The sequence below is a fragment of the Nocardiopsis potens DSM 45234 genome (assembly GCF_000341105.1).
Classification (GTDB): domain Bacteria; phylum Actinomycetota; class Actinomycetes; order Streptosporangiales; family Streptosporangiaceae; genus Nocardiopsis_A; species Nocardiopsis_A potens.
In genome coordinates, this window is the sequence record NZ_ANBB01000089.1 from 1 (window position 1) to 23714 (window position 23714).

The window sequence follows — 23714 nt, forward strand, 5'->3', positions numbered from 1 at the left end:
GCTCCGCGAGACGCCGCACCCGGGGGACCGCCTCCGCCCCGCCCCTTCCTCCGCCGTCGCCGCCCGTCTGAACCCCCGCTCCGCGAGACGCCGCACCCGACCGACCAGTCGGCCCCCTCCCCTCCTCCCCTCCTCTGGCGTGCGGTGTTGCAACAGCCAGTGGAGACCACCCGGCTTTGAGACGGCAACGACGCCAAGATCAACGCCGGGCGGCGCGGGCCGAGTGAGGGCGGGCGCCGCTCTCCTCCCTGCGCCGAGTCGCTAGGCTGGCCGGCATGGGGAAGCTCGTACTGCTGCGACACGGCGAAAGTGTCTGGAATGCCGAAGGACTGTTCACCGGCTGGGTGGACGTCGACCTCTCCGAGACCGGCGAGGCCGAGGCGCGCAAGGGCGGTGAGCTGCTGCGGGACGCCGGGATCCGGCCGGACACGGTGCACACCTCGCTGCTGAAGCGCGCCATCCGCACCGCGAACATCGCGCTGGACGCCGCCGACCTGCACTGGCTTCCGGTGCAGCGGACCTGGCGGCTGAACGAGCGCCACTACGGCGCGCTCCAGGGCAAGAACAAGGCGCAGACGCGCGAGGAGTACGGCGAAGAGCAGTTCATGGTCTGGCGCCGGTCCTACGACACCCCGCCGCCGCCGATCGCCGACGACGACACCTACTCCCAGGTGGGCGACGCCCGCTACGCGGACCTCCCGCCGGAGCTGATGCCGCGCACCGAGTGCCTGGCCGACGTCGTCGACCGGATGCTGCCCTACTGGTACGACGCCATCGTCCCGGAGCTGTCCGCGGGCCGCACGGTCCTGGTCGCGGCGCACGGCAACTCGCTGCGCGCGCTGGTCAAGCACCTGGACAAGATCGGTGACGAGGCCATCTCCGGCCTGAACATCCCGACCGGCATCCCGCTCGTCTACGAGCTCAACGAGGACTCCACCCCGCGCAAGACCGGCGGCGAATACCTCGACCCCGAGGCCGCCAAGGCCGCCATCGAGGCGGTCAAGAACCAGGGCAAGAAGTAGGAACACCCCTTCCGGCTCCGGCCCGCCGCGCTTCGCGCGGCGGGCCTTCCCCGCTCTCAGAGGCCCAGAGAAAGATGCGGGCGGAACGTCATTCCAGCGGTTCGTGCCCGTCATGCGCACGCACGGCGACCGGCCCGGAGGCCAGGGCATCGAGGATCCGGCAGGCGTAGGCCGGCGCCATCCGCGCCTGGACCTCGTCGGGGGTGAGCCACCGGACGTCGACCGCCTCCTCGGATGGCCGAGGGGTCCCCGAGACCACCGAGCAGCGGAAGACCAGCGCGACGACGCCGCGCTTCATGTTCTTGTAGAGCCCGGTGAGCTCCCCGACCCGCACATGTAGTCCGGTCTCCTCCAGGACCTCCCGGCGGACCCCGGCCTCGATGTCCTCACCGAGTTCGAGCACCCCGCCCGGGGGCTCCCAGTGCCCGTTGTCCGCCCGCCGTATCGCCAGCACGCGGCCGTCCGAACGGACGACCGCGCCGGCGACGGAGACCGAGTGCACTGGTCAGAAGGCGTCGCGCTTGGCGGCGTCCAGGAACGCCCGCCACTCGGGGGAGGAGAAGATCAGGGCGCCGAGGTGGCGGTGTTTCGTGTCCCGCACCGCGCTGACCTGGGGAGAATCGGCGACCTCGACGCAATGACTTTCGGTCGCACTGTAGGACGACTTGCGAAATTCCACTTCAAGTCTCTTTCTGGAGCTGTTTCAGCAGCTTGCCGGACTGACTCTCGGACAGCGCCGATTCGGCCAGTGAAGCGAACACGTTCCGGTAGGCATCGACTTCTTCCGGCTTCTCCAGGAACGTTCCGCTCGTCCGGCCTTCAAGATAGACGAGGGAGGGATCCACCGAGTCGGCGTAGTCGAGGAGGACGAAGCCGCCTCCCAGAGAAGCATGCAATCCGGCACTGATAGGGAGTACTCGAACCGTGATCGAGTCGGCCTCATCGGCTGCCTCGACGAGCTTCGAGAGTTGGTCTTTCGCCACGTCAGCCGTGTTCACCAAGCGGAGTAGAGCGTTCTCATCGAGGATCGCCGAAAGCCTCGCTCCCTGGTTCAGGGCTTCCTGACGCTTCTCCCTGACCGCGACGACCCGTTCGATGTCCTTTTCAGTGACGGCCCCGCTGGCTCGGGCGGAGCGTGCCGCGTATGCCGGGGTCTGCAGTAGACCGGGGATCACCGATGGCTGGTAGACGCTGATACTCGAGGCTTCGGCCTCGAACCCGAGGTAGTCGCCATCGAGGACATCGTTGTAGCTGTGCCACCACCCGCGCTGTCGGCTCTGCCGCCCGAGTGCCAGTACGGCCTCGATCCGTTCCGGATCGGCGACCTCGTAGAGCCGCATGAGGTCCCGGAGGGCGCTGGGGTCGGTCCCATGCCGACCGCTCTCCAGGTGGTTGATCCGCCCTGCGGCCCAACCGAGCCGCTTGGTCACAACCGATGTGCTCAGCCCTGCCGCTTCCCTCATCTTTCGCAGCTCACGCGCCAGCCTTCGGCGCCTGACGGTCGGTGACTGCCGCTCTCCCATGGGCGGAATCGTATCGGTCGACATAGCGGACATTGATATCAATAGACGACTCGCACTTGCTTTCATCAATTGATGAGATCACTATGAGTGTAACGGCGGGTCGCAGCCTGTGCCGCTCGCCGCCTCCACGTCCCAAGGACCTTTCACGGGGGCTTCCATGTCCGCTTCTCCCGAGACCTCCCGCCTACTCCACTCCACCCGGTGGGAGCCGCGCGTCTACCCCGGCGCCCTGTCCCAGGCATCCCGCCTGCGCCGCGACATCCGCCGCGACTTCACCGGATTCCCCGACGACACCGTCCACACCCTCCAGCTCTGCTCCTCCGAACTCTTCGCCAACGCCGTCGCCTACACCGCCTCCGGCGAAACCGGCGGCGAAGTCGTCCGCCGCCTCAACCTGCTCCGCCCCGACACCCTCCGCCTCGAGATCACCGACGGCGGATGGACCGACACCCGCCCCGCCGTCCCGAACCACCGCACCCCTGAAGACTGGGCAGAAGCCGAAGGCCAGCGCGGCCTCCTCCTTCTCAGCGCCTCCGCCGCCGCCTGGGGCTACTACCAAGTGCTCCCGCACTCCAGGCTCAACCTGGGCCTCCGCGTCTGGGCCGACTTCTCCGTCGACCCCGACCTCGTCCCCGCCGGCCTGGGCTCCTACGTCTTCACCTCCTGAGCCCGCCGGACAGAGGAAAAGGGCGGTCGCCGCCCCTGCGCCTCATCCGACTCGACCTTCTACACCGCTCTGAACAGGAAGAAGCCGATCCCATGGACCTCTCCCACTCCCCCACCGGACGCACCGGACGCACCGGCGCGGCGCTCGACCCGCGCGTCCGCGCCGTCCTCACCGCCCCCAGGGGGCACCGCTTCAGCCGCTCCCGCCGCTACACCCGGCCGCGCCCCGCCACCGCGCCCGACCGCCCGGCGGTACTGCGCGCCACCGCCTCGCCCCGGGCCCCGCCCTGGCTCGCCCGGCTGCACGCCGAACTCGCCCCCGACGGCCACGGCACCGGCCCGGCTCCACGCAGCGCCCCCTCCCCCGCCGCCCCGGCGCCCCGCACCGGCGGAGCGGCCCCCGGTTCACCGACCGCGAGACCGCCCCCTACGCCTGCACCGTCCTGATCCTGCTCTTCGCCGCCTACGCCATCGGCCTGCTCGGCTGAGACCGCCCTCTCGCGGGCGTCAGTAGACGAGGGCCTGCGCGCCGTCGGCCACGGCCTCCTCCACGAAGCTCGGGGCGCCCGCGATGCGCACCCCCTCGATCAGGTCGGCCTGCTCCAGGCCGCGGCGGGCGGCGCACTGGGTGCAGACGGTGACCCGGCCCGCCAGCAGCACGCTCTCCAGCAGGTCGGACAGGGGGGCGGCGTGCGGCAGCGAGAACTCCTCCGCCCGCCCGGGGACCGCGAACCACGCCGCCTCCCCGGTCAGCCAGAGCGACACCGGGACCCCCGACGCGACCGCCGCCGCGGCCACCGTGAACCCCTGGTTGCACCGCTCCGGCGCTTCTTCCCCTGCCGTGACCTTGATCACCAGTGCGCGACTCATGCCGTAACCCTAGAGGTCCCGCCCATACGGAACGGCCGCCGGCCGGACGGTTCCGCACCGTCGGCCGGCGGCCGTTCAGGGCCGCGGAACCGTCAGACCGCGCCGAGGAGCATGAGGAGCCCCGCGCCGACCGAGGCCAGGGTGCCTCCGCCGAGGAGGAGGGCGCGGCGGCCGGTGCGGGCCGCCTGCTGGGCGGGGGGCTGCTCCGTCCGGGTGATGCGGAGCTTGTCGTCGGGCGGAGCGGTGAGGAAGGGCCGGCCGTCGCGCACCTGCACGCGCCCCCGGACGGTGACCGGGGTGCCGGACTTGATCAGCCACTCCCGGTACTCGAACTCGATGGTCTCCCCGCGGAACAGCCCCGAGATCCGGCCCTTGACCCGGGGCAGCAGGTCGTCGGCGGGGGCGCGGACGCCCTTCTGCGGGCGGCCCACGACCCGCTGCAGGGCGAGGTCGATCCCGTCCGCGGCGGCGTCGGCCGGGTCCACCAGGACCGTCGCCGCCCGGTCCTCCGGTGCGCCCAGGCCGATCAGGCCGAACGGCCCCTCTTCGCCGTACTCGGCGATCGGGTCGTAGGTGCGCTCGCGCTCACCGGTCTCCGGGTCCGGGGCGGGCGTCCAGTAGTGCCGCAGCACCTCGTGGCAGTGCCAGACGCAGGCGATGCGGGCCAGCCGCGACTCGTCCTCGCCGTCCGGGCCCGCCACCGCGATACCGGTCACCTCGATGTCCTGGCCGTCGCGCGCGACCAGCGCCCGCGGCCGCAGCCGCTCGAAGTCCCGGTGGGCCGTGTAGCGGAGCAGCGCGATCACCGCCGGTACGGCCAGCACGGCCGCGACGACGATGAGGACCGCCCCGATCACCAGCATTGAAAAAGGCCCCCGTTCCGTTGTGGTCCCCGCACCGTGCGCGTCCGTCCGCGCACCCGGCGCACATGCGCCCTGAACGCCTGCGCCGCGCCTCCGCGGCGGGCATGGGCATCCCTCTTCTTTATCAGCTCCGGCGGGGAACCCGTCCCCGGGCTGCGCCCCGCCGGGCGACCTGGCCCCGGCACCGGCCGCGCGCGGCTACTCTCGGACATTATGCAGCCTGAAATCCACCCCGATCTTGAAAAACTGTCCTTCCTGATCGGCCGCTGGGAGGGCGTCGGCGTCGCCGGCTACGAGGGGACCGAGGAGTTCCAGTTCGGCCAGGAGGTCGAGTTCTCCCACGAGGGCGGCCCGTTCCTGGCCTACCGGGCCTGCGCCTGGCGGATCGCCGAGGACGGCTCGCTGGGCGAGTACGTCACCTCGGAGAACGGCTACTGGCGGATCCGCCCGGCCGGCACCGAGCTGCCGAAGGACGCCCCGGAGGGCACCGCCCCGGTCCACGTCGAGGTGCTCATCTCGCACCCGGAGGGGTTCAGCGAGGTCTACCTCGGCAACGTCTTCGCGAACCGGGTGGAGCTCTCCACCGACGCCGTACTGCGCACCGAGACCGGGCTCGAGGTGACCGCGGGCCACCGCCTCTACGGCCTGTTCGGCGACGACCGCGAGACCCTCGGCTACGCCTGGGACATGGCGGCCCAGGGCCACGACCTGCGCTCCTACATGTCCGCCCAGCTCAAGCGCGCCGACAAGAAGGCCGCGAAGAAGGACTGACCGCTTTCGAGGGCCGCCCCGCTCCCCGCCGCACGAGACCGCCGTCTCCGAGGAAGGCGATCCGTCGGCGGAAGCCCGGAGGGGCGCCCTCGCTAGTCGAAGACCTCCACCGGGCAGCGGGCCGCCCCGCTCCGCGCCATCCGTGCGTCACCAGTGATCATCGGTACGTCCAGCGCCTCGGCCAATGCCACATAGGTGGCGTCATAGACGGACAGGTTCGACCTCAGCACCTTGAGACGGGGCCATAGGGGGAGCACCTCGTAGCGTTCGATCGGCAGCTCGCGGAAGTCGGCGACGGCCGCGTCCGCGTCGGCATCGCTGATCTTCCGTCCCTGCCTGAGCCCGAGGATCGCCGACATGAACTCGGTATCGATCAGGTGGGGGGCGCACAGCACGTCCTCGTCGGCCACCCGGCGCAGGATCTTGCCTGCGAGGGCGCCGGAGGACGTGAGCATCTGGACCGCGGCCGAGTTGCCGAGGACGATCACCGCCCCTCCCGGCCCCGGTCGATGACATCGGTGACGTCCTTCGCACTCAGGTCCGGCTTGGCTCTCCGTTCGATTCGCTCGGCCATCTCGGCCAGTGTCGGCTTCGCGGCCTCGCGTTCGATGAGTGTCCGCAAGTAGGCCTGGAGGGACTGCCCGCTCGTCGCGGCACGGATCTTCATGGTGTGAACGGCGTCGTCGGAGACGTCGCGGATGGTCAGCGATGTCATGAAGTCATTCTAGATGCACTGAAGGCATTCTGCATTCATTCTTTGCTTCCGCACCCGGAAGGGTGATCCCATCGCCGTGACGGACGGATGCCCGGCCCCCGTGTCGTGCGGGGTCCGGGCATGGCGAACCCCCGGGATCGCTCCGCCTGGGTCGGCGGGGCCGGTGGACTGGGCCGGCCTCCCGGGGGTTCGGGTGTCCGCTGTGGATTCGCCGGTGCGAACCGCTCGGGTGCGCCCTAGCGGGCGGACACCTCGCTAGCCCTAAAAGCCTTCACTTCAGGACCACCTCCTTTCCTGCGTGACTCGAAGGTATGCGCCCCTCCCGCGGTGGGGCAAATGTTTTTTCCCGGGCTTCTCCGGGCGTCCGCGGGCGCCCGTAGACTCGGGGCATGGCCGACCGGACCTGGCAGGACGAGCTGCGCTCCCGCGGCTACCGCGTCACGCCCCAGCGGCGATCGGTGCTGGAGGCGGTGGGCGAGCTGGAGCACGCCACGCCCGACGCGATCTGCGCCCGGGTGCAGCAGAGCTCCGAGGGCCTCAACCTGTCCACCGTCTACCGGACCCTGGACGTGCTGGAGAAGGTCGGGCTGGTCACCCACACCCACCTCGGCGCCGGCGCGCCCTCCTACCACCTCGCCGCCGAGGCGGACCACCTGCACCTGGTCTGCCGGTCCTGCCGGGAGGCCTCCGACGTCCCGCTGGAGATCGCCGAGAAGCTGGTCGCGGAGCTGGAGGAGCGGTTCGGGTTCCGCGCGGACGCACGCCACCTGTCCGTGTTCGGCGAATGCCGCGACTGCCGCGTAGGCTCACAGGCATGACCTCACCGCTGCTGAGCCGCCCCGGGGCGGTGGCCGCCGAAGCCCCGGACTCCGCCGTCGCCGCGCACTACGGCGAACCGGCCCAGGAGGCGCGCGCCCTGGAGCGCTCCGCCGGCTGGATCGACCGCTCGAACCGGGGCGTCGTCCGGGTCACCGGGCCGGACCGGCTCTCCCTGCTGCACAGCCTCACCAGCCAGGCGCTGGAGGGCGTCCCCGCCGGCACCGCGACCGAGGCGCTGCTGATGGACGCCAACGGCCGGGTCAAGCAGCACATGGCCGTGCTGGACGACGGCACCGCCGCCTGGCTGCACACCGAGCCCGGCCAGGGCGCCGAGCTCGCCGCCTTCCTGGACTCGATGCGGTTCATGCTCCGGGTGGAGGTGGCCGACGCCACCGCGGAGCGGGCCGTGCTGACCCTCGCCGGGCCGGACCGGGACGAGGTGCTGGGCAAGGCCGCCGGGTCGCTGCCCGAGGACCTGCCGGTGCGCCGGGCCGAGGAGGAGGCGGACCTGCTGCTGCCGCGCGAGGCGCTGTCCGCGGCCGCCTCGGCGCTCACCGAGGCGGGCGCGCGCCCGGTCGGGCTGTGGGCCTACGAGGCCGACCGGATCGCCGGGCACCGCCCCCGGCAGGGGCTGGACACCGACGAGCGGAGCATCCCGCACGAGATGGGCTGGATCGGCACCGCCGTCCACCTGGACAAGGGCTGCTACCCCGGCCAGGAGACGGTGGCCCGGGTGGAGAACCTGGGCCGGCCGCCCCGCCGCCTGGTCATGCTGCACCTGGACGGGACCGCCGAGCGGCTGCCGGAGCGCGGCGCCGCCGTCGAGCTGGACGGCCGCGCCGTGGGGCGGGTCGGCTCCTCCGCCCGCCACCACGAGCTGGGCCCGATCGCGCTGGCCCTGGTGAAGCGGAACGTCCCGGTGGACGCCGAGTTCCTGGTGGACGGCGTGGCCGCCGCCCAGGAGGTCATCGTCCCGCCGGACACCGGCGCCGCCGCCCAGGACCGCATCCGCGACCTGCGCGGCCGCTGACACCGGGCCGCGGAGACGGAGAAACGGCCCGTCCCGGCCTCCGGTGGCGGAGGCGGGGACGGGCCGTCTGCTCAGGGGTACGAGTACTCAGGGACTCGGGGCCCCGGGAGTCGGTTCTCAGGCGTTCAGGGCCGCGTTGAGGCGTTCCTCGTGCAGGCGCTCGCCCCAGGACGGCTCCAGTGGGGCGAGCTGGCCGACCCGCCAGCTGATCAGCATGTCGGCGAGGGCGGGGTTGCGCGGCAGGGCCGGGCCGTGCAGGTAGGTGCCGAGCACCTGGCCCTGGTAGGCGCCCTCGGTCTGGCCGTCGTTGCCGATGCCGACGACCGTGGTGGACAGCGGGCGGGCCGACGGGCCGATGTGCGTGCGGCCCTGGTGGTTCTCGAACCCGGTGATCCGGCCGCCGCCCAGCTCGGGGGCGATGGCCGCGACGATCTCGCCGACCGCGCGGGTCTCCCCGCGGCCGCTGCGGACGTCCAGGATGCCGACGCCGGGCAGCGGGTTGTCCGCGTCGTCGCCGAAGCTCTCCCCGATGATCTGGTAGCCCGCGCAGACCGCGAACACCGCGGCGCCGGCCTCCGCGGCGCGCTTCAGGCCGCCGTCGGCGCGGAGCCGCTGGGCCGCGAGGATCTGCGGCCGGTCCTCGCCGCCGCCCAGCAGGTAGACGTCGCCCCCGGTCGGCACCGGGTCGCTGGAGAGCACGTGCACCGTCTCGGTGCGGATGCCGCGCAGCTCGGCGCGGCGCTTGAGGACCAGCGCGTTGCCCTGGTCGCCGTAGGTGCTGAGCAGGTCGGGGTAGATCCAGACGATGCGCAGCGCACTGCTGGTGTCGGTCATGCTCACCTGTCCTCGTGTCCTGGGTGCCGGGCGGTCACTGGACGCGCCCGTAGGCCGCGCGGATCTGCTGGAAGGCCGTGTAGTTGGCGATCACGTCGACCTTGGTCAGGTCGGGGCGCTCGCCCTTGAGCCGGGCGACGACGTCGTCCACCCGGTCCGCCGTCTCGAAGGCGACGCCGTCGGTCTCCAGGCGCAGCGCCAGGTCGGTGCGGCGCTCGCCGAGCACGAACACCCGGCGGTCGCGCAGCACGGTGTAGTCGACGTCCCACAGCCAGGAGGTGTCCTTGCCGTCGGGGATCTGGGCGTTCACCGAGAGCAGCACCGGCACGTCCGGCGGGCCGAGCACCGCGAAGGACTCCAGCCAGCCGGCCGGGTTCTTGGAGAGCAGCAGCCGGACCTCGACGCCGTGGGTGACCACCGAGGTGTAGCGGCCGGCGACCGAGCGGATCTCGCGCAGCCGGGGCAGCGCCTGCTTGGGGTGGATGCCGTAGGCGGCGGCGGTGGCCAGGGCGATGGCGGCGTTGGAGCGGTTGGCGTCACCGGGCAGGCCCAGGTCGAGCCGGAGCGCGCCGCCGTTGGGGTCGATCACGCTGTCGGAGGCGTTGTCCACGGCCCAGGAGGCGTCCGGGCGGCGCAGGCCGCACTCCGGGCACTCCCAGTGCGGGTCGGGGTCGCGCTTGAGGTGGCCGCCGCACTCCGGGCAGCACCAGGAGTCCTCCTTCCAGCGCTGACCGCCCGCCACCCAGGTGGCGTGCTGCGCGCCCAGCCCCGCCCAGGCGACCAGCGGGTCGTCGGCGTTGGCGATGACGTGCGTCTCGCTGGTCCTCAGGACGTCGCGCCACTTCTTGGCCAGGAGGTTGATCTCCGAGGCGCGGTCCATCTGGTCCCGGCTGAGGTTCATCAGGACCGTCACCGCGGGCTTGGTGTCCCTGATGACCTGCGGCAGGTACTTCTCGTCGACCTCCAGCACCCCGACGCGCGCGTCCGGGTAGCGGGACAGGGCGGTGATGTGCCCGGTGGGCATGTTGGCGCCCTGGTCGTTGGTGGCGACCTCGCCGAGGTCGCGCAGTGCCGCGGTGATCAGCCGGGTCGTGGTCGTCTTGCCGTTGGTGGCGCTGACCAGGGCGAGCCGCCGGCCGCGGGCCAGCTTCGAGAGGAGGTCCGGCTCGACCTTGAGCGCGACCCGGCCGCCGATGACGGAGCCGTCGCCCCGCCCGGTCGCCCGGGACAGCGACGCCGCTCCTTTGCCCAGCACGGAGGCGAGCTGGGCGCGCAAGGGAAGTTCGCTCATGATCCCCACTAGGTTTCCGCTCGGAGTCGCCGGCCCCGGGCCGGCAGGAGCGCCCGGTCCCGTGGCGGGAGGGCGCGTTTTCCCCTCTTAGCCTATTGGCCGCACGCCGTGGCCCGGCCCCCCCCGCCGCTCCGCGTTGATCTTGGACTCATCGACCGGTCCCGGTCTGCAGACCTGTGCGGGTGAGCGGTGCCAGACCGGTCGATGAGTCCAAGATCAACGCCAAAGGGGGGTCAGTGCGTTTCCGGTTCCCGCTCCGAGCGCCAGTCCAGACGCTCCGGCGGCGGACCGAGATTGGGGGCGGGGCCGCCGGTGTCCGGTTCGGGCGGCGGGGCGGGCGGGCCCTCCTCCACGGTGGCCAGGGTGGCCGCGGGCAGGGTGAGGATGCCCGGGTTGGCGTCGGCCGCGACCGGGCCGTCCGGGCCGGGCACCAGCATCGCGGTGGGCGGCAGCGTGCGCAGGCCGCGGGCGTCGATCCGGTGGGGGCGGGCGCCGGCCCCGGCGCCGCCCTCGTCCATCTGCGCGGCCTGGGCGGTGGCCCGCCCCCAGGACGTCGCGTCGCGCAGGTGCCGGGCCAGGTCCAGCGGCGGGATCGAGGAGGCCGCGTTGCGGACCGCGACCGGCGCGGTGGCGGCCATGCCGGGGTGGACGTCCTCCACGTAGCTGTCGGCGACGGTGCCGTCCAGGGCCTCGCCGATCACCTCGGTGAGCCGGTGCAGCGCGAGGTCCGGGGCGCCGCCCAGCCATTCGGCCAGCCGGGCGGCGGGGCGCCCGGCGGGCTGGCGCATCAGCACCGGGAAGGCGTCGTCCCGCTCCAGCCGGGCCATCACCTCGTCGCCGGCCTCGGGGAAGAACAGCACCAGCCCGGTGCCGGCCGCGGCGGCCGCGGCGGTGAGCCGGTCCAGGTCGGCGCCGGAGAGGGCGTCGGCGCCGCAGACCATGATGGTTCGGCCCCAGCGGCCATCGGCGGCGGCGCCGCGCATCTCCAGCAGCCGGCAGAGCGCGGCCGCGGTGTAGGTGCCGTAGGCGCGGGCCGCGACGCCGCCCGCGGCCCGGTCGGTGGCGATGATCTTCACCTGGGCGTAGGGCTCGGCCTCGGCCCGCGATCCGACCCCTTCGAAGGGGGCCAGGTGGCCCTCCAGCTCCCAGGCGCGCTCGGCGCGCTCCCGGCCGGTGCCGCAGCGCTCCCGGATCCGCGCCCGCTGCTCCGCGGTGAGCGGGTCCGGCGGCTCCTCTCCGGCCTCCTCCTCGGGCAGGGCGAGCGCGCGCAGGCCGGCCAGGAGCTCGCCGGTGCCGGCGTCCGGGCCGAGCACCTCCAGCACCGCGCCGATCAGCTCCACGTCGGCCTCGGTGTCGGCCTTGGGGTCGAACGCGGCGGCGACCGCGGCGAGGGTGCGGGCGCGCTGCGCGGCCTCCAGCCCGATGCCCAGGTTCATCCGGGGCAGGTCGGCCGGGAGCACCCAGATCCGCGGGGCGATGCCGGCCCGGCGGACCAGCGCGGCCAGGTCCCCGGCGACGGCGCGGCCGGACAGGTCGAGCACGGTGACGTCGCCCCCGGAGGCGACCCGGGACGCGCCGACCGTGGTCAGCACCGCCGACCAGCCGGCGTCGGTGCCGCCGGCCACGAGCACCGCGGCGGCGTCCTCCGGCACCTTCAGCCCGTACCAGCGCGGCTGCGCCTCGAACGCGCGGCGCCGCGCCCGCCAGGCGGTGTGCTCCCGGGCGTGCTCCTCCTGGCGGCGGCGGAGCTCCCCCTCGGCCGCCCGCCGCTCGGCCTCCAGCCGGGCCCGCTCCGCGGCCAGGCGCTCGGCGACCACCCGGCGGCTCTGCAGCAGCGCCACCGCCACCGGCACCGCGACCACCAGGCAGGCGAGCACGGCGACCAGGGCGAGCAGGCCGGGCAGGATGCGCAGCGGCCACAGCGCGACGGCGAGCAGCGCCAGCCCGCACAGCACCCACACCGCGGCGACCAGCGGCCGGTTGGTGCGCGCCTCGGTGCCCCGCTGCACCGCCACCCACTCCGGGCTGACCTCGACCCGCTCTGCGGGGGCCGGGCGGCGCGGCGGGGGGCCGGGGTCGCCGATCAGCACCTCGTGCCGCCAGCCGAGGTGGGTGGTCCGATGCCGCGGGGGTCCAGTCCTTGGTTCGGGCAACTCCGAGCACCTCCTGGTGAGAGGAAATGCTGGCAGGGCGGAGCCGAGTTGTCACGACCTTTCACGCTGATCTTGGACTTATCGACCCGTCCCCGAAGCGAACGTGTTCAGGCAGTCGGCCTGGACAGGTCGATAAGTCCAAGATCAACGCAGGGGCGCCGGGGGCGGGTCCGGGGTCAGAGGTTGAGCAGGGCGATCCCGGTCGCCACCACCACCGCGGAGAGCACCCGGAGCCGGCCGAGGCCCTCCTTGAAGACCAGAGCGGCGATGATCGCGCCGAAGATGATGCTGGTCTCCCGGAGCGCGGCGACGGCCGCCAGGCTGCCCATGGTCTGCGCCCACAGCACCAGCCCGTAGGCGGCCATGGAGAGCAGGCCGCCGAGCGCGCCGATCCGCCAGACCGGGCGGAGCTGCGCGGCCAGCCGGCCCCGGCGCAGCACCAGGGCGGCGAGGAGGAACCACGGCCCCTCCAGGATCATCAGCCAGGCCAGGTAGGCCAGCGGGTCGCCGGAGGCGCGCACGCCGATGCCGTCCACCACCGTGTAGCCGGCGATCATCACCCCGGTGACCAGGGCGGCGCCGAGTGCGGGCAGCCGGTCGCGGCCGGGGATCCCGCCGGCGAACACCAGCGCGGTCAGCCCGGCGGAGACCACCAGGACTCCGGCCAGGTGCAGCGGGGAGAGCGTCTCGCCGAGGAGCACGGCGGCGGCCAGCGCGACCAGCCACGGGGAGGTGCCGCGGGCCAGCGGGTAGACCTGGCCGAAGTCGCCCACCCGGTAGGAGAGCATGAGGAAGCCCATGTAGCCGACGTGCAGCAGGGCCGAGACGCCCAGCGCCGGCCAGGACGCCGGGTCGGGCAGGCCGGCGAAGGCCGCGGTGGCCGCGCCGCCCGCCATGCCCGCCGCGCCGATCAGCGCGAAGCCGAGCAGCCGGTCGGTGATGGCGTGCGCGATGGCGTTCCACCCCGCGTGCAGCAGGGCCGCGGCGAGGACCGCGATGGCGGCGGCGGCGGTGGTCAACGTGCTGCTGCTTCTCCGGGCCGGGGGTGGACGGCGCAACCCTAGCAACCGGCGGATCAGATCGGATCACCGGATCACCCGGCGGCCCTCCGGCACGGCGGAGGCCGGCCCGGGGCGGGCGTCCCGCCCGGGCCGGCCTCCGCGGACGCCGTCGCGCCCTCCCGTCCCGCCGTCAGGCCTGGACGGCGAGGTCGGCGACCTTGCCGACCTCCGCGCGCACATCGAACTCGGCGGAGAAGCCCTGGGAGGCCAGGACCTTCACCTTCCAGTCGCCGTCGGCGGCGAAGAACCGGAAGGTGCCCTCGTCACCGGTGGCGACCTCGCCGACGAAGTCGCCGGAGCCGTTCAGCAGCCGGGCGTAGGCGCCGGCCAGCGGCGCACCGCCCCGGCTCACCACGCCCTGAATGACGGCCTGGTCGGCCGCGGCGCCCTCGGAGAGCACCACCCCGCCGACCGGCGCACCGCATCCGTCCGCGCTCACTTGGCCTCCCCCAGCTCGACCGGGACGCCCACCAGGGAGCCGTACTCGGTCCAGGATCCGTCGTAGTTCTTCACGTTCGGCAGGCCCAGCAGCTCGTGCAGGGCGAACCAGGTGTGCGAGGAGCGCTCGCCGATCCGGCAGTAGGCGATGACGTCGCCGTCCAGGTCGACGCCGGCCTCGGTGTAGATCTCGCGGAGCTCCTCGTCGGACTTGAAGGTGCCGTCCTCGTTGGCCGCCTTCGCCCACGGGATGTTGCGCGCGGTCGGGATGTGCCCGGGGCGCTGCGAGGTCTCCTGCGGCAGGTGCGCCGGGGCGAGCAGCTTGCCGGTGAACTCGTCGGGCGAGCGGACGTCGACCAGCGCCTTGTTGCCGATCGCCTCGACGACCTCGTCCCGGAACGCGCGGATCGAGGCGTCCTGCTCGGTCGCGGTGTACTCGGTGGCCGGCCGCTCGGTCGCGGTGTCGACCAGCTCGCGGGAGTCCAGCTCCCACTTCTTGCGGCCGCCGTCGAGCAGCTTCACGTCCTGGTGCCCGTAGAGCCGGAAGTACCAGTAGGCGTAGGCCGCGAACCAGTTGTTGTTGCCCCCGTAGAGGACGACGGTGTCGTCGTTGGCGATGCCCCGCTCGGAGAGGAGCCTCTCGAAGCCGGTCCTGTCCACGAAGTCGCGGCGGACCGGGTCCTGGAGGTCCTTCTTCCAGTCGAGCTTGATCGCGTTGCGGATGTGTCCCTTGTCGTAGGCCGAGGTGTCCTCGTCGACCTCGACGAGGACCACCTTCGGGTCGTCCAGGCGAGCCTCCACCCAGTCGGCGTCCACGAGGACGTCGGAGCGGCTCATGGGGAACCTCCTTGATCGATGTGTGCAGCGGCGTTGAGAGGGGCGTGCGCGCATGCTGAACCGGCCGCCCGGAGGCGTGCGTCGGCGGTCGGGTGTGCGAGGCGGTTCGCGGACTGCGGCGGTGCGGTCCACCGCCGGTCCTGGATGACCGGCTGCATGGTGGTGTCCCTGCTGCGTGAGCGGTGCCGGGGGGCGGGGCGGGGAATGCGCGCGGCGTCGGCGGTGGTCCACGGGCGCGCCCGGTTCAGGGCGCGGCGGTGGCCCGCTCTACGGGCGGGGAGGACAGAGCGCGGCGGCGACGTGGCAGTAGTCCACTGCCCGCCGCTTCGTCAGAAACGCGCCTGTCACCGAGTTCACGTGACCGATCGTACGGGCTCGGGCCGAGGATGTCACCCGTGGCCCGGATCACACACCGCCTTCCCTGCAGTGGGGCGCAGGTCAGCCCAGGACCCGGCCCAGGGCGGCGATCACGTCGGCCTTGCGGGGCAGCCCGGCCGCGCGGACCCGCTCCCGCCCGCCGACGTCCAGCACCAGCACGGTGGGGGTGGACTCGACGCCCAGGGCGCGGACCAGCTCCAGGTGGGACTCGGCGTCGACGTCGAGCGCGGCGACGCCCGGGACCATCCCCGCGACGTCGGCCAGCACCCGCCGGGTGGCCGCGCAGGGGCGGCAGAAGGCGGAGGAGAACTGCACCAGGGTGGCCCGCTCGCCGAGCGGGCCGCCCAGGTCCCCGGCGGTCAGCGCGGCCCCGCTCACCCCTGCTGCGCCTGCCCGCCGATCAGCTGGACGTCGGCGGCCTCGGCGGACACCTCGACGCCGCCGGGCTTGGCCTCGATGCCGGTGATCTCCAGGCCGAACGGGAGCCGCGGGATGGGCAGCGACACGGCGAGCCGCTGCTCGACCTGGCCGGCCAGGTCCAGGCCGGTGTCGCCGATCTGCACGTCGACCGGGGTGACGGCGATGGCGTCGCCCTGCACCGCGATGTCCAGCCCGGCGGAGACCGGGCGGCTGAACCCGCCCAGGGACAGGTCGCCGCTCATCCGCGGCTCGCCGCCCTCGTTGTTGATCACGATGCCCTCCGGGAGCCGCTTCTGCAGCTCGCTGTAGGGCAGCTTCACGGTGGCCTCGGCGCGCCCGGCGGTCGCCTGGGGGGCGCTGCTCATCAGCTCCGAGATCGGGGCCTGGACGTCGCGGGCGGTGACGTCGACCCGCTCCAGCTGGACGTCGCCGACGTTCATCGCGCCGGTGACGATGTTGATCTCGGAGTAGTTCCCGCCCACGGCCTGGGTGAGGAAGGGGATGCCGCCGATGGTGACGTCGGGCTCCGACGCCAGCTCGTACTGGGCCGAGACGCGCTTGGCGATCTCGCTCTGGGCCGCCGCGTGCAGGCCCCGGTCCGCCACCACGAGCAGGATCAGCAGAAGGACCAGGAAGACGAGGAATTTGCGCATCGGGATTCCAGCACGCTCCGTAGGGGTTCGGCGGCGCCCGCGGGCCGGGGGGCCGGCCGGCGGCGGTCCCGCTGCGACGTCTCGGACGCCGGGGGACGGATACCTCAAGGAAGGGTACTTCACCCGCGCCGCGGCACGGGCGCTGCCCTGCACCGAAGGGCCCCGGCCTGCGGCGCGGGCCGCCCGGGCCCGGGCGGCCGTACGAGCCCGGCCGGCCGCCGGGGGCGCCCGGCCGCCGGATCGGGGCGTCCCGCGGAGGAGGGGGCTCCGGGACCCGGCCGACGGGGCCGGCGCGGCGCCGGCGGGGTCAGCGGGGCATCAGCATGTCGGCGAGGTTGTCGGTGGCCGACGCCCCCGACAGGGCCAGCTCGATCACGTTGGTGGCGGTGACGAACTGCGCCGAGCGGCGGGAGAACTCCCGGACGTGCGGCTGCTGCTCGTGCTCCTCCAGCGCGAGCTCGTCCCGGTAGATCGCGTAGACGATGCGCTGCAGCGGGGCGCTGGGCACGGTGTGGCAGGCGAACAGCAGGGTGTCCGGCTCCCGCCGGGCGACCTCGTCCACCACCAGGTCCGCGCAGTCGTCGAAGCCGTCCGCGCCGCCCTCGGCCAGGGTGTAGATGGTGATGACGCCGCGCAGCCTGGACGGCGCCCGCGGGGCCGGCGCCTCGTCGTACCCGTCGTCATAGCCGTCGTCGTAGCCGCCGCCGTCGTCGTAGTGGTCGTCCTCGGTCCGCTTGCGGCGCCGTCCCCACACCTCGTCGTCTCCCTCGTCCCGGTCTTCTCGGTCCTGTTCGTCCGACTCGTCGCCGCCGGATCGCGGCGCACCGCTGCGCCGGCGGCCCCGGCGGCGGCCTCTGGGCTCCTCGGGCGGGTTCTGCGCGCGGAGGAAGCCGGTCCACAGCGCGCCGAGCGCGCCCGCCATCAGCACCTGCCCCAGCATGCCCAGGCCGAGCCGGGTGACGGCGATCTCCAGCAGCACGGCCAGCGCGATCAGCCCGACCACCGTGAGCCGGTGGTTCGCGGTGCGCCGCCCCTCGGCGCGCATCGCCGCGACCGCGCAGGCCAGGAGCAGCCCGACGGAGAAGAGGTGCACCGCCCCCAGCGCGATCCCCGGGATGAGGTCGTAGTGGTCCGACATCGCCGGGTAGTCCCGGTCGAAGTTGCCCCGGACCGGGTCCAGGGCCAGGACCACCACCGGGACCACCGACAGCACGGCCACGGCCAGGCGCAGCCCGAACCGCGCCCGGGCGGAGCCCACCGCGTACTCGGCCGTGCCCCAGGCGGCGAGGAGCGGGCCGAGCAGGCCCGCGCCGATCTGCAGGATCCGGAACGTCGGAGCGGAGAAATCGAGAAGCGCCCCGACGAACGCACCGCTCAGCGCGACCGCGACCGCGACCGCGGAACCGGACAGCACCTTCGCGTAGGTGCGCGGCTCACGCAGGGTGCGCGCGATCAGCGCCGCCGCGGCGCTCCATGCGACCAGGGCGCAGACGAATGCCAGTGCTACCTCGACCATCCCGCTAATCATGCTGCACTCGGAGGAGTGAACGTGAATCGGCGGCCGCCGGGGCACCCGCCACGGGGGCGGAACGCCCGGTCCGATGCACCGCGATCACCTGCACCGCAGGTCATGCTGTGAGTTACATCACGACACGGCCGGCGTCCCCTCCTCGGCGCCGGGCGCCTCCGGCCGGGCCATAGGCTCGATGCCATGCCGGGCCGAACCCCTGGACGCCACCGCGCGGCCTTCTTCGATGTCGACAACACGCTGATGCGCGGAGCGTCGATCTACCACTTCGCCCGCGGGCTCGCCGCCCGCGACCTGTTCACCACCCGCGACCTGCTCCGCTTCGGCTGGGGCCAGCTGGTCTTCCGGGTCGGCGGCCACGAGCGCCGCGAGCACATGGACGCCGCCCGCGAGGCGGCGCTCGCCTTCGTCGCCGGGTACCGGGTCGAGGACCTCGTCGAGCTCTGCGAGGAGATCTACGACGAGACCATGTCCGACCGGATCTGGGAGGGCTCGCGCGCGCTGATCCAGCGCCACCTGCGGGCCGGCGACCGGGTCTGGCTGGTCACCGCCACCCCGGTGGAGCTGGCCGACATCATCCGGCGCCGGCTCGGCCTGGAGGGGGCGATCGGCACGGTCGCCGAGACCGCCGACGGGGTGTACACCGGGCGGCTCATCGGCGAGATGATGCACGGGCCGGCCAAGGCCGCGGCCGTGCGCGAGCTGGCCGAGCGGGAGGGGCTGGACCTGGCCTCCTCCACCGCCTACAGCGACTCCTCCAACGACCTGCCGCTCCTCGGCGAGGTGGGCCGGCCCAACGCGGTCAACCCGGACGACCGGCTGCGCAGGTACGCGCTGGCGCACGGCTGGCCGGTGCACGAGTTCCGGCGGCACCGCGCGGCGCTGCGGGTGGGCGTCCCGGCCGCCGCGGCCGGCGCCCTGGTCGGCGGCTTCGCGGTGGGCGCGGTGCGCCGCTCCCGCCGCTAGCGCCCTGCACACGATGATCTTGACGCTGCGGCCCTATCGAACAGCGTCGATAGGGCCGCAGCGTCAAGATCATCGCGGGAGGCGCGCCGAAGGGGCCCGAGGGCTCGGGGCACCGCGCGGAAGGCGAGAGGGAAAAGAGGGTGCGGCGGTCAGGCCGCCGCGGCCGCCAGGTAGCTCTCGAAGGCCTCCTGCGAGGTGTAGGAGGGGCTCCAGCCCAGGGCGCGCTCCAGCTTCCCGTGGTCCAGGACCCGGTCGCAGCAGAGCAGCCGGAGCTGCTCGGGCGAGTAGTCCAGCTCGGTGCGGCGGGCGATGCCCCGCAGCATGCGCAGGCCGCGCTCGGGGACGGCGAACCGGCGGCCGCCCACCCGGCGCAGGCAGTGCGAGAGCGGCAGCGAGCCGGGGGCGGCGACGTTGAAGACCCCGTCCAGGGCGCCGCCGTCGTCGCCGCCGAGGGCCGTCCGGCGCACCGCCTCCACCCCGTCCTCGGAGTGGATGAACTGCATGTGCGGGTCGTAGCCGCGCACCGTGGGCACCACCCGCAGCCCGAAGTACCGGGTCAGCGGGGTCTCCATGGCGGGGCCGATGAGGCTGGCGAAGCGGAGCACCGCCACCGAGAGGTCGGGGCGGCGCCGGGCCAGCGTCCGGGTGTAGCGCTCCACCTCGGCCGCGTCCTGGGCGTAGGCCGAGCGCGGAACCTCCCGGGAGCCGAGTTCCTCGGTGCACGGGGCACCGGGCTCCGAACTGCCGTAGACGGCGGCGCTGGAGCGCACCACCAGCCGCTGGGCGGTCTCCGAGCGCTGGCAGGCGTTGAGCAGCTGCATGGTGCCCAGGACGTTGCCGCCGGAGGGGGTCCGGCGGCGGCCGCCGCGGCCCCGGGGCGCCTCGGCGAAGCCGAGGTGCACCACGGTGTCCGCGTCCGAATCGCGCAGGGCCGCGCTGATGCTGTCGTCGTGCAGCCGCACCCGGGTGAACTCGGCGCTGCCGAGCGGCCGGGAGACCGCGGCGGAGTCGATCGCGACGACCCGGTCCACACCGGGGTCGGCGCTGAGTTGTTCGGCGACCCTGGCACCCAGGTACCGGGAGACACCGGTGACGAGAACGACGCGGCCCATGGCCTCACGCCTCCGCAGATCGGGAATCGTGGAAGAGGGGGATTTCTCCGCGTCGGCCGCAGCGTCGGCGGAGAGACGGTCCTGCTTCTACTACTTCTTGTTGCGGCGCGCGACGCGGGTGCGCTTGAGCAGCTTGCGGTGCTTCTTCTTGGCCATGCGCTTGCGGCGCTTCTTGATCACGGAACCCATGCGATCACCTTCTCGCAGAAGACATCGAGGACATGACGGCCCGAAAGCACCAGAGGCGCCAGGGGCGATCGGGGGAGTGCGGCTGCGCGGGCGGTCCCGCCGGCGCGGTCACCGCACCCGAAGGACCAGCCTACCCTCTCCCCCGTCGGTGCATGCACCAGGCGCGTCACGCGCCCGGCAGCGCCGGAGCGGACCCGTACAGCTCCGCCGCGGGCTCGGTGTAGCCCACGCTGACCAGGCGCTGGTCTTCGAAGGTGAGCGAGGTCACACTGGCCAGGTTGCACTGCCTGCGGTCCGGGCGGTGCCACAGCCGCTTGCGCTCGGCGGCCATCCGCGCCATCCAGATCGGCAGCTGGTGGCTGACGCAGACCGCCTCCCGGCCCCAGGCCTCCTTGCGGGCACCCTTGATCACGTCGACCATCCGGGTGACGATCCGCCGGTAGGGCTCGCCCCAGGACGGCTGGAACGGGTTGTACAGGTGGCGGAAGAGCGCGGGGTCGCGCAGCGAGCGCGCGGACACGTGCCGCCCCTCCAGCCGGTTGGCGGCCTCGATCAGCCGGTCGTCCAGGCGCACGTCCAGACCGGTGGCGGCGGCGAGCGGCGCGGCCGTCTCCTGGGCCCGCTCCAGCGGCGAGGAGTGCAGCGAGGCGATGTCGCGGCCCTCGAACCACTTGGCGGCCAGGTCGGCCATCGCCGTCCCGTTCTCACTGAGGTGGAAGTCGGGGAGGCGGCCGTAGAGGATCGCCCCGGGGTTGTGCACCTCGCCGTGGCGCAGGAGGTGGACGACGGTGGTCGTGGTCATCGGCCGATGGTTTCCCTTCGGGTCGCACAGGGTGGGGCGGCCGCGGGAGGCGCCCTCCCCGGACTCGCCCGGCTCCGGAACCGCCCGGTTCCGGGACCGCCGTCCGGAACCAGGATCGATAACAACCCTAGACCCTGGGTTTAATCCCCCGGCCCGGCGGACCGGACCGCCTCCGACGAGCCCGGACGGCCCCGGGAGCGGTCCGCCCCGGACGGTGGTCTTGACGTTGCGGCCCCAGCAGAGCGCTCTGCTGGGGCCGCAACGTCAAGACCACCGGGGAGGGGCGGCCGGCGAGGCGTTCTCCGGTGCCGACCGCCCTTTCCCGTCAGCGCCTAGGGCACCCGGGCGGCGGCCTCCGCGGCGCGGGGCAGCGCGGCCAGCACCCGGCCGACGGCCTCCTCGTCGTGGGCGGCGGAGAAGAACCACGCCTCGAACGCCGCGGGCGGCAGGTAGACGCCCTGCTCCAGCATGGCGTGGAAGAACGCCGAGTAGCGCTGGAGGTGCTGGGCGCGGGCGCCGTCGAAGTCGGTGACCTCGGCGTCGGTGAAGAACACGGTGAACAGGTTGCCGCCGCGCTGCACCCGGTGCGGCACCCCGGCCGCGCCGAGCGCCTTCTCCGCGGCGTCGGAGACCTGCGCCGACACCCGGTCGATGTGCGCGTAGACCTCGTCGGTGGCGTTCCGCAGCGTCGCCAGGCCCGCGGCGGTGGCCAGCGGGTTCCCGGACAGGGTGCCCGCCTGGTAGACCGGGCCGGACGGGGCGAGCTGGTCCATCAGGTCGGCGCGGCCGCCGAAGGCCGCCGCGGGCAGCCCGCCGCCCATCACCTTGCCGAAGGTCGTCAGGTCGGGCTCGACGCCCTCCAGGCCGTACCAGCCGGAGCGGGAGACCCGGAAGCCGGTGAGGACCTCGTCCAGCACCAGCAGCGCGCCGTGCCGGCGGGTGATCTCCCGCAGCTTCGCGTTGAAGCCGTCCTTGGGCGGGACGATGCCCATGTTGGCCGGGCAGGCCTCGGCGATCACGCAGGCGATCTCGTCGCCGGACTCGGCGAAGGCCCGCTCCACCGCCTCGATGTCGTTGTAGGGCAGCACCAGGGTGTCGGCGGCGCTGGCGCCGGTGACGCCGGGCGAGTCGGGCAGCGCGAAGGTCGCCACCCCGGAGCCGGCGGCGGCCAGCAGCGCGTCGACGTGGCCGTGGTAGTTGCCGGCGAACTTCACCACCTTGCTGCGCCCGGTGGCGCCGCGGGCCAGCCGGATCGCCGACATGGTGGCCTCGGTCCCGGAGTTGACCAGGCGGACCTTCTGCACCGGGGTGCGCGCCGCGATCTCCTCGGCCAGCTCCACCTCGCCGGGGCTGGGCGCGCCGAAGGAGGTGCCGTGCGCGGCGGCCTCCTGCAGCGCGTCGACGACCGCCGGGTGGGTGTGTCCCAGCAGCAGCGGCCCCCAGGAGCAGATCAGGTCGACGTAGGTGTTGCCGTCCACGTCGGTCAGGTACGGGCCGTTCCCGGAGGCCATGAAGGGCGGCGTCCCGCCGACCGCGCCGAAGGCGCGCACGGGGGAGTTGACCGCCCCGGGCACCACGGCGCCGGCGCGTTCGAACAGCTCAACGGAAGTCTGATGTGTAGCCACGGATCCAGTGTGGCACCGCTCCCGGCCCGCTCCGCGCCGCCTCCCCGCCCCGCCCCGCCGCCCGGCCCCGAAACCCGGCGGGGGCGGACGCGGCGGAGCGGGCCGCCCCGGATAGCGTTTCCGGGACAGCGCGCGCGGGCCCGGGGCGGCCCGCGCCACCGCCCCACGCCCATCCGAGGGAGCCCGATGAACGAGGTGTTCGCCACAGCCGACCTGATCGACGAGCACGGGGACGCGCTGCAGAGCTGCGAGCTGCAGTTCCGCTCGTTCGGCGGGCGGTCCGCGTTCCACGGCCCGATCGCCACGATCAAGTGCCACGAGGACAACGCGCTGGTGAAGGAGCAGCTCAACCAGCCCGGCGAGGGCTGGGTGCTGGTGGTGGACGGCGGCGGTTCGCTGCGCACCGCGCTGATGGGCGACATGATCGCCGCTGCCGCCGAGAAGAACGGCTGGGCCGGGGTGGTGATCAACGGCGCGGTCCGCGACGTCGCCGCCCTGGCAGGGCTCGACCTGGGGGTCAAGGCGCTCGGCTCCAACCCGCGCAAGTCCGCCAAGTCCGGCGCCGGCCTGCTGGACGCCCCGGTCGCCTTCGGCGGCGTGGTCTTCACCCCCGAGGCGTGGCTCTACAGCGACGAGGACGGCATCCTCGTCAGCGAACAGCGCCTGGACCCCCCGAAGAAGGACTGACCCCGGCCGAACATCGCAGGGAGCACAGGGGGGAGAACGGGAGACGCCCCAGCCCCCACCCACGGCAGGGCGAAGGTTCCTGCAGCCGGCGACGGCACAGGCAGGAACGGGGCCGGACTCCCCAGCCGGGCTCGGCGCCCCACGGGGCCAGGGTTCAAGCCGGCGGCGAAGGCGGCGGTGAGGACCGGCCGGTCGGTCGGGCGCGGCGCCCCGCGGAGCGAAGGTCCAAGCAGGCAGCGAGGGCGGCGGTGGGGACCAGCCGGTCGGTCGGGCGCGGCGTCCCACGGGGTGAAGGATCAGACGGCGGCGACGGCGCAGGCAGGGGCGGGGCGGGGGCGGTCGCCCGAGTGCGGCGCCCCACGGGGCGGGGGTTCAAGCAGGCAGCGAAAGCGGGCAGGGGGCACCGGCTGGTCGGTCGGGTGCAGCAGGGCGGGCAGAGGCGGGGTGGGGTGGTCCGGGTG

At 73.6% G+C, this 23714-nt stretch carries 28 protein-coding genes; 8 read left to right on the plus strand and 20 right to left on the minus strand.

The features are described from left to right. Positions 1 to 275: 275 nt before the first annotated feature. Positions 276 to 1022, plus strand: a complete 747-nt coding sequence (locus tag D459_RS0129045) for a phosphoglyceromutase (RefSeq protein WP_026120854.1) — start codon at positions 276 to 278, stop codon at positions 1020 to 1022. Positions 1023 to 1110: 88 nt separating this feature from the next. Here the strand turns inward: D459_RS0129045 and D459_RS0129050 are convergent, their stop codons facing one another. The 3 genes from D459_RS0129050 to D459_RS0129060 are packed head-to-tail and all read right to left on the minus strand — an operon-like array spanning position 1111 to position 2545. Continuing rightward, the gene (locus tag D459_RS0129050) at positions 1111 to 1524 is read right to left on the minus strand and encodes an NUDIX hydrolase (RefSeq protein WP_017596508.1); all 414 of its coding nucleotides are present in this window, start codon (positions 1522 to 1524) and stop codon (positions 1111 to 1113) included. Between the two features lie 3 nt (positions 1525 to 1527). Further along, positions 1528 to 1701: a DUF397 domain-containing protein gene (locus tag D459_RS34855; RefSeq protein ID WP_017596509.1), complete on the minus strand. Its 174-nt coding sequence runs from the start codon at positions 1699 to 1701 to the stop codon at positions 1528 to 1530. A gap of 1 nt (position 1702) precedes the next feature. Beyond that, positions 1703 to 2545, minus strand: coding sequence for a helix-turn-helix domain-containing protein (locus tag D459_RS0129060; protein WP_241485153.1), 843 nt, complete (start codon positions 2543 to 2545; stop codon positions 1703 to 1705). Between the two features lie 157 nt (positions 2546 to 2702). Between D459_RS0129060 and D459_RS0129065 the strand changes: the two genes are divergently transcribed. Further along, complete coding sequence (locus tag D459_RS0129065; RefSeq protein ID WP_017596511.1) at positions 2703 to 3212, plus strand: ATP-binding protein; 510 nt, start codon at positions 2703 to 2705, stop codon at positions 3210 to 3212. Between the two features lie 92 nt (positions 3213 to 3304). After that, positions 3305 to 3658: a hypothetical protein gene (locus tag D459_RS0129070; protein ID WP_026120856.1), complete on the plus strand. Its 354-nt coding sequence runs from the start codon at positions 3305 to 3307 to the stop codon at positions 3656 to 3658. A 60-nt stretch (positions 3659 to 3718) separates the two neighbouring features. Here D459_RS0129070 and D459_RS0129075 read toward each other — a convergent pair whose 3' ends face one another. Together D459_RS0129075 and D459_RS0129085 are read right to left on the minus strand one after the other, a co-directional pair. Next, complete coding sequence (locus tag D459_RS0129075) at positions 3719 to 4081, minus strand: DsrE family protein (protein ID WP_026120857.1); 363 nt, start codon at positions 4079 to 4081, stop codon at positions 3719 to 3721. A 92-nt stretch (positions 4082 to 4173) separates the two neighbouring features. Next, the gene (locus tag D459_RS0129085; protein ID WP_017596513.1) at positions 4174 to 4944 is read right to left on the minus strand and encodes a GIDE domain-containing protein; all 771 of its coding nucleotides are present in this window, start codon (positions 4942 to 4944) and stop codon (positions 4174 to 4176) included. 213 nt (positions 4945 to 5157) lie between these two features. Between D459_RS0129085 and D459_RS0129090 the strand changes: the two genes are divergently transcribed. Further along, a complete protein-coding gene (locus D459_RS0129090) occupies positions 5158 to 5715 on the plus strand; it encodes a nitrobindin family protein (RefSeq protein ID WP_017596514.1) in 558 nt (185 codons plus the stop codon). Between the two features lie 92 nt (positions 5716 to 5807). Here D459_RS0129090 and D459_RS0129095 read toward each other — a convergent pair whose 3' ends face one another. Together D459_RS0129095 and D459_RS0129100 are read right to left on the minus strand one after the other, a co-directional pair. Then, entirely contained in the window at positions 5808 to 6203 is a 396-nt protein-coding gene (locus D459_RS0129095) for a type II toxin-antitoxin system VapC family toxin (protein ID WP_017596515.1), read from the minus strand. Next, entirely contained in the window at positions 6200 to 6430 is a 231-nt protein-coding gene (locus tag D459_RS0129100; protein ID WP_017596516.1) for a FitA-like ribbon-helix-helix domain-containing protein, read from the minus strand. The genes D459_RS0129095 and D459_RS0129100 overlap by 4 nt, the downstream gene beginning before the upstream one ends. Positions 6431 to 6819: 389 nt before the next feature. Between D459_RS0129100 and D459_RS0129105 the strand changes: the two genes are divergently transcribed. Next, the gene (locus D459_RS0129105) at positions 6820 to 7248 is read left to right on the plus strand and encodes a Fur family transcriptional regulator (protein WP_017596517.1); all 429 of its coding nucleotides are present in this window, start codon (positions 6820 to 6822) and stop codon (positions 7246 to 7248) included. Then, a complete protein-coding gene (ygfZ, locus tag D459_RS0129110; protein ID WP_017596518.1) occupies positions 7245 to 8279 on the plus strand; it encodes a CAF17-like 4Fe-4S cluster assembly/insertion protein YgfZ in 1035 nt (344 codons plus the stop codon). The genes D459_RS0129105 and ygfZ overlap by 4 nt, the downstream gene beginning before the upstream one ends. A gap of 117 nt (positions 8280 to 8396) precedes the next feature. Here the strand turns inward: ygfZ and D459_RS0129115 are convergent, their stop codons facing one another. From D459_RS0129115 to D459_RS0129155, 9 genes are all read right to left on the minus strand, one after another. Beyond that, positions 8397 to 9113, minus strand: coding sequence for a type 1 glutamine amidotransferase (locus tag D459_RS0129115; RefSeq protein WP_017596519.1), 717 nt, complete (start codon positions 9111 to 9113; stop codon positions 8397 to 8399). 34 nt (positions 9114 to 9147) lie between these two features. Then, positions 9148 to 10404 (minus strand): MurT ligase domain-containing protein, encoded by a 1257-nt coding sequence (locus tag D459_RS0129120; protein ID WP_026120858.1) that lies wholly within the window; start codon positions 10402 to 10404, stop codon positions 9148 to 9150. A gap of 233 nt (positions 10405 to 10637) precedes the next feature. Next, positions 10638 to 12494 carry a hypothetical protein gene (locus tag D459_RS0129125; protein ID WP_017596521.1) on the minus strand — a complete coding sequence of 619 codons (1857 nt, stop codon included), beginning with the start codon at positions 12492 to 12494 and terminating at the stop codon, positions 10638 to 10640. Between the two features lie 239 nt (positions 12495 to 12733). Continuing rightward, the gene (locus D459_RS0129130; protein ID WP_017596522.1) at positions 12734 to 13576 is read right to left on the minus strand and encodes an EamA family transporter; all 843 of its coding nucleotides are present in this window, start codon (positions 13574 to 13576) and stop codon (positions 12734 to 12736) included. A gap of 172 nt (positions 13577 to 13748) precedes the next feature. Further along, entirely contained in the window at positions 13749 to 14057 is a 309-nt protein-coding gene (locus D459_RS0129135) for a DUF1416 domain-containing protein (RefSeq protein ID WP_017596523.1), read from the minus strand. Then, on the minus strand, positions 14054 to 14893 hold the full coding sequence (locus D459_RS0129140; protein WP_017596524.1) for a sulfurtransferase: 840 nt from the start codon (positions 14891 to 14893) through the stop codon (positions 14054 to 14056). Before D459_RS0129140 ends, D459_RS0129135 begins: the two co-directional genes overlap by 4 nt. Before the next feature lie 438 nt (positions 14894 to 15331). Then, positions 15332 to 15649, minus strand: a complete 318-nt coding sequence (locus D459_RS0129145; protein ID WP_017596525.1) for a thioredoxin family protein — start codon at positions 15647 to 15649, stop codon at positions 15332 to 15334. Next, complete coding sequence (locus D459_RS0129150) at positions 15646 to 16344, minus strand: LmeA family phospholipid-binding protein (RefSeq protein ID WP_017596526.1); 699 nt, start codon at positions 16342 to 16344, stop codon at positions 15646 to 15648. Before D459_RS0129150 ends, D459_RS0129145 begins: the two co-directional genes overlap by 4 nt. Positions 16345 to 16651: 307 nt before the next feature. Beyond that, positions 16652 to 17860 (minus strand): putative quinol monooxygenase, encoded by a 1209-nt coding sequence (locus D459_RS0129155; protein ID WP_017596527.1) that lies wholly within the window; start codon positions 17858 to 17860, stop codon positions 16652 to 16654. 195 nt (positions 17861 to 18055) lie between these two features. Here D459_RS0129155 and D459_RS0129160 point away from each other — a divergent pair, with 195 nt between their 5' ends. Continuing rightward, entirely contained in the window at positions 18056 to 18838 is a 783-nt protein-coding gene (locus tag D459_RS0129160; protein WP_026120859.1) for an HAD family hydrolase, read from the plus strand. 149 nt (positions 18839 to 18987) lie between these two features. Here D459_RS0129160 and D459_RS0129165 read toward each other — a convergent pair whose 3' ends face one another. The 4 genes from D459_RS0129165 to hemL form a co-directional block, all read right to left on the minus strand. After that, positions 18988 to 19950 carry an NAD-dependent epimerase/dehydratase family protein gene (locus D459_RS0129165; protein WP_017596529.1) on the minus strand — a complete coding sequence of 321 codons (963 nt, stop codon included), beginning with the start codon at positions 19948 to 19950 and terminating at the stop codon, positions 18988 to 18990. A 90-nt stretch (positions 19951 to 20040) separates the two neighbouring features. After that, on the minus strand, positions 20041 to 20139 hold the full coding sequence (locus D459_RS34860; protein WP_013155353.1) for a 30S ribosomal protein bS22: 99 nt from the start codon (positions 20137 to 20139) through the stop codon (positions 20041 to 20043). Positions 20140 to 20305: 166 nt separating this feature from the next. After that, positions 20306 to 20941: a histidine phosphatase family protein gene (locus D459_RS0129175; protein ID WP_017596530.1), complete on the minus strand. Its 636-nt coding sequence runs from the start codon at positions 20939 to 20941 to the stop codon at positions 20306 to 20308. A gap of 332 nt (positions 20942 to 21273) precedes the next feature. Next, complete coding sequence (gene hemL, locus D459_RS0129180; protein ID WP_051065577.1) at positions 21274 to 22566, minus strand: glutamate-1-semialdehyde 2,1-aminomutase; 1293 nt, start codon at positions 22564 to 22566, stop codon at positions 21274 to 21276. 186 nt (positions 22567 to 22752) lie between these two features. Between hemL and rraA the strand changes: the two genes are divergently transcribed. Further along, the gene (rraA, locus tag D459_RS0129185) at positions 22753 to 23253 is read left to right on the plus strand and encodes a ribonuclease E activity regulator RraA (protein ID WP_017596532.1); all 501 of its coding nucleotides are present in this window, start codon (positions 22753 to 22755) and stop codon (positions 23251 to 23253) included. Positions 23254 to 23714: the final 461 nt, after the last annotated feature.